This window comes from Colwellia sp. 75C3 (genome assembly GCF_002836255.1).
GTDB lineage: Bacteria > Pseudomonadota > Gammaproteobacteria > Enterobacterales > Alteromonadaceae > Colwellia.
In genome coordinates, this window is sequence record NZ_PJAU01000060.1 from 322,976 (window position 1) to 334,900 (window position 11,925).

At 38.5% G+C, this 11,925-nt stretch carries 11 protein-coding genes; 5 read left to right on the plus strand and 6 right to left on the minus strand.

The genetic code is table 11. The features are described from left to right. Nucleotides 1-47 precede the first annotated feature (47 nt). The 3 genes from dnaE to tilS all read left to right on the plus strand — a co-directional run bounded on the left by dnaE (nucleotide 48) and on the right by tilS (nucleotide 6,139). Nucleotides 48-3,614 (plus strand): DNA polymerase III subunit alpha, encoded by a 3,567-nt coding sequence (dnaE, locus tag CXF85_RS20850; RefSeq protein WP_101230617.1) that lies wholly within the window; start codon nucleotides 48-50, stop codon nucleotides 3,612-3,614. Between the two features lie 134 nt (nucleotides 3,615-3,748). Then, the gene (accA, locus tag CXF85_RS20855) at nucleotides 3,749-4,705 is read left to right on the plus strand and encodes an acetyl-CoA carboxylase carboxyl transferase subunit alpha (protein ID WP_101230569.1); all 957 of its coding nucleotides are present in this window, start codon (nucleotides 3,749-3,751) and stop codon (nucleotides 4,703-4,705) included. Between the two features lie 63 nt (nucleotides 4,706-4,768). After that, entirely contained in the window at nucleotides 4,769-6,139 is a 1,371-nt protein-coding gene (gene tilS, locus CXF85_RS20860) for a tRNA lysidine(34) synthetase TilS (RefSeq protein ID WP_101230570.1), read from the plus strand. A gap of 185 nt (nucleotides 6,140-6,324) precedes the next feature. Here the strand turns inward: tilS and sstT are convergent, their stop codons facing one another. Then, entirely contained in the window at nucleotides 6,325-7,551 is a 1,227-nt protein-coding gene (gene sstT, locus CXF85_RS20865) for a serine/threonine transporter SstT (protein WP_198555721.1), read from the minus strand. A gap of 183 nt (nucleotides 7,552-7,734) precedes the next feature. On the opposite strand from sstT, the gene CXF85_RS20870 reads away from it, so the two are divergent. Beyond that, nucleotides 7,735-8,304: a PhnA domain-containing protein gene (locus tag CXF85_RS20870; protein ID WP_101230571.1), complete on the plus strand. Its 570-nt coding sequence runs from the start codon at nucleotides 7,735-7,737 to the stop codon at nucleotides 8,302-8,304. A gap of 167 nt (nucleotides 8,305-8,471) precedes the next feature. Here the strand turns inward: CXF85_RS20870 and fur are convergent, their stop codons facing one another. From fur to CXF85_RS20895, 5 genes are all read right to left on the minus strand, one after another. Beyond that, nucleotides 8,472-8,915, minus strand: a complete 444-nt coding sequence (fur, locus tag CXF85_RS20875) for a ferric iron uptake transcriptional regulator (protein WP_101230572.1) — start codon at nucleotides 8,913-8,915, stop codon at nucleotides 8,472-8,474. 174 nt (nucleotides 8,916-9,089) lie between these two features. Next, nucleotides 9,090-9,614 carry a flavodoxin FldA gene (fldA, locus tag CXF85_RS20880; protein WP_101230573.1) on the minus strand — a complete coding sequence of 175 codons (525 nt, stop codon included), beginning with the start codon at nucleotides 9,612-9,614 and terminating at the stop codon, nucleotides 9,090-9,092. A gap of 36 nt (nucleotides 9,615-9,650) precedes the next feature. After that, nucleotides 9,651-9,932 (minus strand): LexA regulated protein, encoded by a 282-nt coding sequence (ybfE, locus tag CXF85_RS20885; RefSeq protein WP_101230574.1) that lies wholly within the window; start codon nucleotides 9,930-9,932, stop codon nucleotides 9,651-9,653. Between the two features lie 3 nt (nucleotides 9,933-9,935). Continuing rightward, a complete protein-coding gene (locus CXF85_RS20890; RefSeq protein WP_101230575.1) occupies nucleotides 9,936-10,157 on the minus strand; it encodes a DUF2788 domain-containing protein in 222 nt (73 codons plus the stop codon). Nucleotides 10,158-10,364: 207 nt separating this feature from the next. Beyond that, complete coding sequence (locus CXF85_RS20895) at nucleotides 10,365-11,153, minus strand: alpha/beta fold hydrolase (RefSeq protein ID WP_101230576.1); 789 nt, start codon at nucleotides 11,151-11,153, stop codon at nucleotides 10,365-10,367. Between the two features lie 134 nt (nucleotides 11,154-11,287). On the opposite strand from CXF85_RS20895, the gene seqA reads away from it, so the two are divergent. After that, the gene (seqA, locus tag CXF85_RS20900; RefSeq protein ID WP_101230577.1) at nucleotides 11,288-11,890 is read left to right on the plus strand and encodes a replication initiation negative regulator SeqA; all 603 of its coding nucleotides are present in this window, start codon (nucleotides 11,288-11,290) and stop codon (nucleotides 11,888-11,890) included. Nucleotides 11,891-11,925: the final 35 nt, after the last annotated feature.

Sequence of the window (11,925 nt, forward strand, 5' to 3'; positions counted from 1 at the left end):
AAAAGCATGGTTACGATTAAGCGCAACACTGAAATATGAGTATTAGCATGACTGAAACCCCCAGCGAAGAAATACTCATAGAAGAACCTAGCATTTTTGTGCCGCCTAAATTTGTCCATTTACGGGTACACAGTGATTATTCAATGTGTGATGGCTTAAAGAAAGTTAAGCCAATAATTGCTCGAGCTGTAGAGCTCAATATGCCTGCACTTGCCTTAACAGATCAAACTAACTTGTGCGGTCTTGTGAAATATTATCATGCTGCCCATGGCGCAGGTATCAAACCTATTATTGGCTGTGATTTTTGGGTTAAAAGTGATGAGTTAGAGGATGAACTGTCACGTATAGTTGTACTTACCACGAATAATGCTGGTTATAAAAATATAACGGAACTGATCTCAAAAGCCTATATGCGCGGACATGTGCAAAACAAAGCCGTTATCGATAAATCTTGGTTGATTGAGTATAAAGAAGGTTTGATTATACTTTCGGGTGGTCGTGAAGGTGACATAGGAAAAGCCTTATTAAAAGGTAATACAGAACTTGTTGCCGAAATGGTCAGTTTTTATCAACAACATTTTGACAGGTGTTTCTTTCTTGAATTAGTCAGAACGGGTCGTGACGATGAAGAAAACTATATCCACCTTGCCGTAGCACTAGCCGAACAAGAAAATTTGCCAGTAGTTGCCACCAATGAAGTGATGTTTCTTGAACCGGATAACTTCGATGCCCATGAGATCCGTGTTGCTATTCATGACGGTTTTACCTTAGACGATAAACGTCGTCCTAAGCGCTATAGTCCTGAGCAATATTTACGTAGTGAAGAGGAGATGTGCGAGCTATTTAGTGACATCCCTGAAGCCCTAGCCAATAGTGTCGAAATCGCTAAACGCTGTAATGTCACCGTTACGCTAGGTGAATACGTATTACCAGATTTTCCGACGGAAGGTTTGGAGATAAATGATTTTTTCATTAAGGTTTCTGAAAAAGGTTTAGAAAAACGTCTTGATCAATTATTCGACCGCCAAGCGGATGACTTTGCCCAAATAAGAGCGCCGTATGATGAACGCTTAAAAATTGAGTTAGAAGTAGTAAATAACATGGGGTTTCCCGGTTATTTCTTGATTGTTATGGAGTTTATCCAGTGGAGTAAAGATAACAACATTCCCGTGGGTCCAGGCCGAGGGTCTGGTGCCGGATCTCTTGTTGCTTATGCGCTTGATATTACCGATCTTGATCCACTTGAATATGATTTACTTTTTGAGCGCTTCTTAAATCCTGAACGTGTCTCTATGCCAGATTTCGATATCGATTTCTGTATGGACAGACGTGATGAAGTAATCGATCACGTGGCTGAGTTATATGGCCGTGATGCAGTTTCGCAAATCATTACTTTTGGTACTATGGCGGCAAAAGCTGTTATCCGTGATGTTGGTCGTGTTCTTGGCCATCCTTATGGTTTTGTTGACAGAATTTCAAAACTGATCCCGCCAACGCCAGGTATGACCTTAGCGAAAGCGTTTGAAGAAGAGCCAAAGTTACCTGAGATATACGCACAAGATACTGAAGTAAAAGATCTCATTGATATGTGCCGTATTCTTGAAGGCACAACGCGTAATGCGGGTAAACATGCGGGTGGTGTTGTTATATCTCCCACCACTATTACTGATTTCGCACCACTTTATTGTGATGATGAAGGTAAAAATCCGGTTACCCAGTTTGATAAAAATGATGTTGAAGATGCAGGCTTAGTTAAGTTCGATTTCCTCGGACTAAGAACATTAACTATTTTACAATGGGCCATAGAAATGGCCGATGTTAAATTGCTTAAAGCCGGCAAAGAGCCAATTGATATCACTAAGATTGATCTTGAAGATAAAGCAAGCTTTAAGCTATTACTTGCCTCGAAAACCACTGCAGTGTTTCAGCTTGAATCTAGTGGTATGAAATCTTTAATTGATAAATTAAAACCCGATTGCTTTGAAGATATTATCGCACTGGTAGCTTTATTTAGACCAGGGCCACTGCAATCAGGCATGGTTGATAACTTTATTGAACGTAAGCATGGCCGTGAAGAAGTTAGTTATCCTGATGCCACATGGCAACATGAAGATTTACAACCGGTTCTCGAACCAACTTACGGCATTATCTTGTATCAAGAACAAGTTATGCAAATTGCCCAGGTACTTGCTGGTTATTCGCTCGGTGGTGCAGATATGCTTCGCCGTGCTATGGGTAAGAAAAAACCTGAAGAAATGGCTAAGCAGCGAGCTGGTTTTGAACAAGGCGCGAAAGATCGAGGTGTTGATGGCGAGCTAGCCATGAAGATATTCGATTTGGTTGAAAAATTCGCGGGTTATGGTTTCAACAAATCGCATTCTGCTGCTTATGCATTAGTGTCTTATCAAACGTTATGGATGAAGACACATTTTCCTGCGCCATTTATGGCGGCGGTAATGTCCGCAGATATGGATAACACGGAAAAAATTGTCACCTTAGTTGATGAATGTGGCAATATGGACATAGATTTATTGCCACCTGATGTGAATGCCGGACAATATAAATTTACCGTAAATGAAGATAACCAAATTGTTTATGGTATCGGCGCTGTTAAAGGCGTTGGTGAAGGTCCGATTGAAGCTATTATTAGTGCCCGACAAACAGATGGCCCTTTTATCGACTTATTTGATTTTTGTGCACGCCTTGATCTTAAAAAGACCAATAAGCGTGTCTTAGAAAAATTAATTAAATCAGGAGCTATGGATAGCCTAGGTCCTAAGTATGTTCAAGGGACAGCAAAAGAGCAGGGTGCTAATCGAGCTGTTCTCTTTGCAACGTTACCTGAAGCAATTAAAGCCGCTGAGCAACATGCAAAAGCTGAGTCCTTAGGGCAAAATGATTTATTTGGCTTAATCAATGACGAGCAGACCGATTCCAGACAAACGTTTAAAGAAGTAAGACCTTGGCCTGAAGAGAAGTGGTTAGATGGAGAAAAAGAGACCCTAGGACTTTATTTAACCGGTCATCCAATTAATCGTTATCTAAGTGAAATAAAAAAATATTCTTCCAGCCGCTTAGTTGTTATGCAACCAACGGGTAGAGATAGACAAGCTGTGGCTGTTGGTTTAGTGATTGGGGTACGCGTATTAGTCAATAAACGCGGGCGTCGCTGGGCATTAGTGACCCTAGATGATAAGAGTGCACGAATGGATATTCGCCTCTTTCCAGACGACTATGATCGCTTTGCTGAGTTACTGGTAAATGATGCTATTTTGGTTTGTAGCGGACAGGTCAGCTTTGATGATTATTCTGGTGGTAATACAATGACCGCTCGGGATATAATGACAATCACTGACGCGCGAGAAAATTATCTTAGCTCTATCGATATTCAAGTCGATAATAGTTTAATATCAGATGATTTTATCGAACAGTTTTCTCAGGTATTAACACCTTTTAAAGAAGGGACCTGTCCAGTGAGAGTTTTTTATCAGCGCGAAGAAGCCCAAGCTATGCTTGAGTTGGGCGTGCAATGGCGAGTTACGCCAGCCGATGTATTACTGTACGAATTGAAAATATTGCTTGGTGAAGAACGTGTCGCCATGGAATTTAAATAACAACTAGTTAGCTTAAGATATTGGGTAAGGTTCTTTATTGAAAGAATTGCTTAAGGTCTTTAACCCAAGGTATTTTGGTTAACTAGTGAAAACGATTTTAAAAAATTAACTAGATTTATTAGGTAAAAATAAACATGTCATTAAACTTTTTAGATTTCGAGCAGCCTATAGCTGAACTTGATGCAAAAATAGAAGAGCTACAATTAGTAAATAACGGCCAGGAGCTTGATCTTGATATTGAAGATCAAATTTTGCAATTACGTGAAAAAAACAAAGAGCAAACTAAGAAGATTTTTTCTAACTTAGACCCTTGGCAAACTGCTCGAGTGGCTCGTCACCCACAACGCCCGTATACATTAGATTATATACCGCGTGTTTTTACTGAATTTGATGAGTTAGCGGGTGATCGTGCTTATGCTGATGATAGTGCTATTGTTGGCGGAACAGCTCGTCTAGATGGCAAAGCTGTTATGATTATTGGTCATCAAAAAGGCCGTTCAACAGCCGAAAAAGTTAAACGTAACTTTGGTATGCCTCGTCCTGAAGGTTACCGAAAAGCACTACGTTTAATGGAAATGGCTGAACGTTTTAATATGCCAATCATTACTTTTATCGATACTCCAGGTGCTTACCCAGGTGTTGGTGCAGAAGAACGTGGACAAAGTGAAGCGATTGCTCGTAACTTAAAAGTTATGGCACGTTTAACTGTTCCAATCGTTTGTACTGTTATTGGTGAAGGCGGATCAGGTGGCGCGTTAGCTATTGGTGTTGGTGATAGAGTGAATATGCTGCAATATGCAACTTATTCAGTAATCTCACCTGAAGGTTGTGCTTCTATTTTATGGAAAACTGCCGAGAAAGCGCCAACAGCAGCAGCAGCAATGGGCATTACAGCTGAGCGCATCAAAGAGTTAGATTTGATTAATAGTATAGTTGAAGAGCCATTAGGCGGCGCACATCGTGACGTAGATATTATGGCTGCGCAACTTAAGCAAGCACTGAAAAAAGATCTTGCTGATCTTGAAGGCTTGAGTAAAGACGAGCTTATCGAACAGCGTTACGAAAGATTAATGTCATTTGGTTACTGTTAACCAGTACCGTAAAACAAGTGTCAAATATACCGTCGGCAACTTACAGTTGTCGACGATTTTTTTATGAATAAACTCACTTCAACTCTTCTTAATACCCTCAAGCCTATTTTCGAATTACACGGAAATATTGAGTTAATTGTTGCCTACAGTGGTGGTATCGACTCGCAGGTGCTCTTACACGCTTTAACGCAATTAAAGAAAAATCAACTTATCAGTAATAAAATTACTGTTTGCCATGTTAACCATGGTTTGAGTAAAAATGCCGAAGACTGGCAAGAATTTTCTAAAAAAGAATGCGCTAAGCTGTCAGTTGAACTGATCATTAAGTGCGTTAATGTACAGGTAAAAGCACAACAATCACTCGAAGCATTGGCGCGTGACGCCCGATACTATGCCTTAAAAACATTAAAAGGTAACAAGTCTTTAGTGCTAACTGGGCATCATAGTGACGACCAAAGCGAAACCTTTTTATTAGCACTTAAGCGTGGTGCTGGTTTAAAAGGGCTATCAGCAATGTCAGTACAAACTCAGCTTGGTCAGCATTTGTTAGTACGCCCCTTATTGAGTGTTTCTCGCCAAGTAATCGAAGCTTATGCAAAAGATAATCAGCTTAGCTGGGTTGAAGATGAGTCAAACCTTGATACGTGTTTTGATCGTAACTTTATCAGACAGCAAATAATGCCACTTTTACGCGATCGCTGGCCAAGTATTAACAATACTATCAATCGCAGCGCTAACCATTGCTTAGCTGGACAAGAGCTATTAGATGAACTTGCACATGAAGATTTAATTACCTGCCAAGCGACTAAGACAAGTTTATATAGTCAGGCTTTAAAAGATCTTTCTCCTGCCCGATTTAATAATGTCATTCGTTTCTTCTTGGCGCAGCAAGATTACCTTATGCCCAGTACTGAGCAGGTTAAGCAAGTAAGACAGCAGCTGCAGGCAAGTGAAGATAAAACCCCTCAAATTAAAGTAGGACAGTGTGTTTTTCGCCGTTTTAAAGATCAGCTATTTATAACACCTGACTATAAAGATATTAGTGACTGGCACAGAGAAATCGACTTATCCGAAGGTGCTACGGTAGTGGAGTTACCTGATGAGTTAGGTAAGTTAACCTTTGCAACTCAGTTAGCTCAAGAGCATGCTAAATCACTAGTGTGTCTACCGACGGTAGGGCAGAAAGTCAGTGTGCAGTTTGGCCATAACAATCCGAAGTGTTTACCTGATTTTAGGCAGCACTCCCGTAGTTTGAAGAAGGTTTTGCAAGAGCTGAATGTAGCCCCATGGCAACGTAAACGTATTGCTTTTTTGTATTACGATAATGAACTTGTTGCTGCGATAGGTCACTTCATTTGTAAATCTTTCATGGTAAATGATACTGGGCTAGGCTTGCATATAAGCCAAAGTCACTTAATCAGTGATACTGATTAGCAGCACTGGTGAGTAGACTGCTTTAGATAATAAAAGTTAAAGAAAAGAGTTTCACCAAAGCTAGATTCAAATAAAAAGGCAGCGAATACACATTGTATTCGCTGCCTTTTTTGTTAATTATTTATAGAGTTTAAGGAGTATTTTAGTATGACTTAAGGGGTTAAGTCACGGTCTATACAATAACTCTAAGCTTTTGTTATATGGTGTGATGCTGCAGCTGAAAACACCACGTCAGTTGAACTATTCAAAGCTGTTTCAGCGGAATCTTGAACAACACCAATAATAAATCCAATAGCAACAACCTGCATAGCAACATCATTATCAATACCGAATAAGCTACAGGCTAATGGAATAAGTAATAGTGAGCCACCCGCGACACCAGAAGCACCACAAGCTGAAATAGAGGCAACCACTGATAATAAAATAGCGGTTGCAAAGCTTACTTCAATATCCAAACTATTAGCTGCAGCTAAGGTTAATACGGTAATGGTAATTGCCGCACCCGCCATGTTGATAGTCGCACCTAGTGGGATGGATACAGAGTAGGTGTCTTCATGTAAATCTAATTTTTTACACAAAGCCATATTCACGGGAATATTTGCAGCGGAGCTACGGGTGAAAAATGCAGTAATACCTGACTCTCTAAGACAAGTGAATACTAAAGGATATGGATTTTTCTTTGTGATGATAAAAACAATTATTGGGTTAACTATTAAAGCAATAATTAGCATTGCGCTAAGTAGTACTGCAACCAAATGACTATATTCACCTAAAGCGGTAAAACCGGTTGTGGCTACTGTGTTTGCCACCAAACCGAAGATACCTAGTGGTGCAAAACGTATTACCACACGTACGACACTCGAAATAGCTTCGCTTAAATCATGTACCATCAACTTACTTGATGCATTCGCATGCTTTAATGAAAAGCCTAAACCTAAGCCCCAAGCTAGCACGGCAATAAAGTTACCACTTGCTACAGCCGTCACTGGATTCTCAACAACTTTAAAGGCGAGGGTAGCTAATACTTCGGTTAATTTTTGTGGCGGGTTAGCAGTAGCACCGGCAAGATCTAAGGTAAGTTCAGTCGGAAAAGCGAAACTTAACAATACGGCAATAAAAGCCGCACTTAGTGTACCTATAAAATATAAGCTAACGATGGGTTTTAACTCAGCGCTGCTGTCGATTTTTTGGTTAGCGATGGCAGAGGTAACTAAAACCAGTACTAGAATAGGTGCAACGGCTTTTAGTGCGCTTACAAACAGATTGCCCAGCATGCCAAAGGTTTTCGCTGATTCAGGTGATATGGTAGCTAATAAGCTGGCTAGGATAATAGCGACAATGATTTGGCTCACTAAACTAGACGATTTTACTTTTTGAAAAAAAGATGCATTAGGTATATTTTCGGTGATCATTGTTTAGCCTGTTTCTCGGTAGCTTTTTAATTATGAGGGAGTTTTATCATTGAAGAATAGCTATTGTCTAGAGCTATTCGATAAACCAAGAGAATTAACAGTTAAAGCGTGTTTTTTCATAGAAATATAAGATGATGCGCGTATAATTACGCCATTAAAACAACGCTCACCTTTGGAAAAACTATGCCTACAGAACAAGCATTAAAAAACCGCAGTAATAATAGCTGTGAACTTTGTACCAGTACAGAAACCTTGGTAGTTTATCCTGTACCACCAACAAGTGATTTAAGTGCCCAGCAGGCTATTTATCTTTGTCAGAATTGTTTATCGCAAATAGAAGGTCAAAGTGAGTTAGATGTGAATCACTGGCGTTGTCTAAATGACAGTATGTGGAATCAAGAGCCAGCGGTTCAAGTTATGTCGTACCGTATGTTACACAAGCTTTCTGCTGAGAGTTGGGCTCAAGATGCGCTAGATATGATTTATTTAGAAGACGAAGTTAAAACGTGGGCAGAGCAAGGTTTAGCTGCAGAACGCAGGGACGGACCAACACGCGATAGTAATGGTGCAGAATTACAAGATGGCGATAATGTTACCTTGATTAAAGATTTAAAAGTTAAAGGGGCAAACTTTACCGCTAAGCAGGGTACTATGGTGCGTGGTATTACCCTTACTGATAATCCTGAGCATATTGAAGGCAAAGTTAATGGCACTCGTATAGTCTTGGTATCAGCTTACTTGAAAAAAGCATAAGCAATATCAGATAAGCTTTTAAGTTTAATTACACATTAAAACTTGGATGTTAAAGTTAAGGCATTAAAAAACGCTGTGATATTGCTATCACAGCGTTTTTATTTTTTATAAAGAAAAGGGATAAAGCCAAAAGAATAAAGCCTAAAAGGAGGCCAATTCAAAGGTCTTTATTGATTCTTTTTTCTAAATGATTCACAGGCGATTTCATCTTCACATTCACCGTAAAGATACAAGCTGTGGTTGGTTAGCTTAATTTTATGAGCTACAGCAATATCACTTTGTCTTTGTTCAATAACATTGTCTTCAAACTCGACAACTTTACCGCATTTTAGACAAACCAAATGGTCGTGGTGAGCCTTATGGGCTAATTCAAATACTGATTTACCGCCTTCAAAATGGTGACGGGTAACAATACCTGCATCATCAAACTGGTTTAATACTCGGTATACCGTTGCTAAGCCAATTTCTTCATTTTGTTCTAACAATAATTTATAAACATCTTCTGCACTGATATGTTGATTATTTGGCTGTTGAAGAATGCAAAGGATCTTTATTCTAGGCAGGGTGATTTTTAATCCAGCTCTTTTTAGCTCTTCGTTTTGTTCAGCCATATTAAGTCTCTAAAGTGATTAAGTAATTTAATAGCAAAATTATAGGGGGTTATCGAGGAAGAGAAAAGCTTTAGTTTTATTCTTTGACTAATATGTTCGCTTTGGTGGAAAAAGATAAAAAAAAAGCCCAAATAATGGACTCTTTCTATGATAACCTTTATTAAAATATGGTTATTAAGCGAATTCTGCTAAACACATTTCGTCATTTAATTGCACAAGCCATTTATCTACACGCTCTTCAGTTAGCTCACTTTGTCTGTCTTCATCAATACATAAGCCAATAAACGTATTTTCATCAACAAGCGCTTTTGATGCTTCAAATTCATAACTTTCGGTTGACCAGTTACCAACAACGATTGCACCTTTACTCTCAACGATGTCGCGCAATGGCTCCATAGCGTCACAAAAGTATTCAGAATAATCTTCTTGATCGCCTAAGCCATAAATAGCGACTAATTTATCAGTAAAGTCTATTGCTTCCAAATCAGGTAAAAAATCATCCCAATCACATTGGTTTTCACCGTAATACCAGGTAGGAATACCTAAAATAAGTAAATCGAACTCAGCGATTTCCTCTTTAGTGCTTTTGGCAATGTCTTTTACATCAACCATTTGCTTACCCAATTTTTTCTGGATCATTTTACCAATTGCTTCAGTGTTACCTGTATCACTGCCGAAGAATAAACCTACGATTGCCATGAAATGCTACCTTATTGTGCTTTCTTAAAAAGAATATTACTTAATGTGCGCTGCTAATGATTCTATTAACAGCGACTCTATTAATTCGCTTCGACTCATTTGTTGAGTTTCAGCTAACTGTTCTAATTGTTCAAATAAACTGTGATGCACTTTAAACTCTACGCGTTTTAAGCCATTATTTTTATCACGTTTTACTTGATTACGTTTGTTGATTTTTATCTGTACACTACGCGAATTAGGGTTCGTTTTTGGACGCCCAGGACGCTTTTCATCGCTAAATAAGTCGATAGTGGTTAAGTCAGTTATTTCTTTTGCCATGAGTTAACCAACACCCTGACTTTCCCAGACAAACTGGATAATACCTTTAGCAATAAAGCCTGCACAGCCTAAAAATAGAACAAAATATACAACAACTTTACCCATTAGTGGCACGTCATTTTTATTCATCACATCATAAATAGAAAGACCGATGAAGCCAAAGATAAAAAGGAAAAATAAATTAAGGCCAATTGCCTCAATAAGCTCTAAATGTTCTGCTAGCATAGTGGTTGATTGTTTCTTATACACTAAGGCCAAATAACACTAAGGCCAAAAAATTGGCCGCATTATAGCATATCCTTCACGCCAGACCATTAGCATTTCGGCTATTTAGGGAAAAATAATAACGTTTGCTGGTGTTAAGTATTTTGATCTTTATCAAAGATAGTAGAAATCGACTAGTAATCTCTTTACTAAAACAATGCTATATCGCTAAGATTTGATAAAGTCGACGACAATTTTATTGAAAGCAATAGTCTTTTCAGCATGGAGCCAGTGTCCAGCGCCTTGAATTATTTTTGCTTTACTATTAGGTAAAAGTGCAGTGATAGCTTCTTTATATTCAGGCAGAATATAATCTGAACTACCCCCCTTGATAAATAACGTCTGCCCTAGGTAAGCTGATTTATTCTCGGGGATTTTATTAGCCTTCATTATTTGGGGATAACATAATGCAATATTGTTAATACTACATTTAAAAGCAAACTTACCTTGTGAATCTAACGCTAAATTACGTAATAAAAACTGTCTAACACCGATGTTCTCTACAAATGGCGTTAGTTGTTTATCAGCATCTTTTCGTTTGAAAACTTGCGATAAATCGATAGCTTGTAAGCCTTCAATAATTTTTAAATGATGTGCAGGGTAACTAACGGGGGCAATATCAGCTACCAGTAGCTTAGTAATACGTTCGGGTTGCGCTAAAGCGACTTGTATCGCTATTTTTCCGCCCATTGAATGACCAAGTAATATACAGGTATCAATTTCTAAATAATCTAATAAATTGATAATGTCTTGGGCTAACTCAGTGTAATCCATTGTATTCCCATGGAATGAATCACCATGATTTCTAACATCGACACTGGTTACACAATAGTCTTGGGATAGTGGCTTTGCCACCATATTAAGGTTTTCTAAACTACCAAATAGACCATGTATCAGCACTAGGTGCTGGCCAGTGCCAATCTGTTTATAGTTAAGTATTTTAGCTTGATTTGTCATTACGTTATTGGATTTTATTTGGCTATCATTAGTAATATTGTCATATTTTTAGCAACTATTTGCAAATAAATGAGTTCAACAGATTGGATTTTCACTATATAATCTTTCGCGAATTATTTAAGTTAAGGGTAACAATGAAAAACATCGAAATAGATGAAGAGCTTTATCATTATATTGCCACCAATACTCAGTTTATTGGTGAAAGTGCTTCTGCCATTTTACGTCGTTTGCTAAATTTCGGTGTAGAAGCCAAGCTTGAAACCGTTGCCGTTAACGAACCTTCAGCTGTGCCTGAAGTAATGACGCTGCCTGAGACTGAAAAGTCAGCAGAGAAAGCACAGGTTACTGAAACTAAAAAGTCTGAAAGTATCGCAGCTGTTAAAGTTATAGCTGTTAGTCATGAAACAGTCTTTAATTTTATTAATAAAGAAGAATTGGCAATGCAGCGTGGCGCTGTCGGTCGATTTTTATTAATTCTCGCTGCATTATACCGTGCGCACCCAGAGCAGTTCTCTGTGGTGACTGAAATAAGTGGTCGTGATCGATTATATTTTGCTAATAGTGAAAGTAAATTAGCAGAAAGTGGTAGCAGTACCAAACCTCGCCAAATACCAGAAAGTCCTTTTTGGGTTATTACTAACTCTAACACCACACGTAAAAAAATGATGTTAACCAAAGCTTCTATATCATTAGGTTACAGCGACAGTGATGTTGAAAAGATTCGAGAGTTACTTTAGTAAAGTAACGTTGACTAAGACTGATAATAATTAAG

Bases quoted from the DNA above. Each gene is read 5' to 3' on its own strand.
- dnaE (WP_101230617.1), top strand. From the start codon at position 48: ATGACTGAAACCCCCAGCGAAGAAATACTCATAGAAGAACCTAGCATT.
- accA (WP_101230569.1), top strand. From the start codon at position 3,749: ATGTCATTAAACTTTTTAGATTTCGAGCAGCCTATAGCTGAACTTGAT.
- tilS (WP_101230570.1), top strand. From the start codon at position 4,769: ATGAATAAACTCACTTCAACTCTTCTTAATACCCTCAAGCCTATTTTC.
- sstT (WP_198555721.1), bottom strand. From the start codon at position 7,551: ATGATCACCGAAAATATACCTAATGCATCTTTTTTTCAAAAAGTAAAA.
- CXF85_RS20870 (WP_101230571.1), top strand. From the start codon at position 7,735: ATGCCTACAGAACAAGCATTAAAAAACCGCAGTAATAATAGCTGTGAA.
- fur (WP_101230572.1), bottom strand. From the start codon at position 8,915: ATGGCTGAACAAAACGAAGAGCTAAAAAGAGCTGGATTAAAAATCACC.
- fldA (WP_101230573.1), bottom strand. From the start codon at position 9,614: ATGGCAATCGTAGGTTTATTCTTCGGCAGTGATACAGGTAACACTGAA.
- ybfE (WP_101230574.1), bottom strand. From the start codon at position 9,932: ATGGCAAAAGAAATAACTGACTTAACCACTATCGACTTATTTAGCGAT.
- CXF85_RS20890 (WP_101230575.1), bottom strand. From the start codon at position 10,157: ATGCTAGCAGAACATTTAGAGCTTATTGAGGCAATTGGCCTTAATTTA.
- CXF85_RS20895 (WP_101230576.1), bottom strand. From the start codon at position 11,153: ATGACAAATCAAGCTAAAATACTTAACTATAAACAGATTGGCACTGGC.
- seqA (WP_101230577.1), top strand. From the start codon at position 11,288: ATGAAAAACATCGAAATAGATGAAGAGCTTTATCATTATATTGCCACC.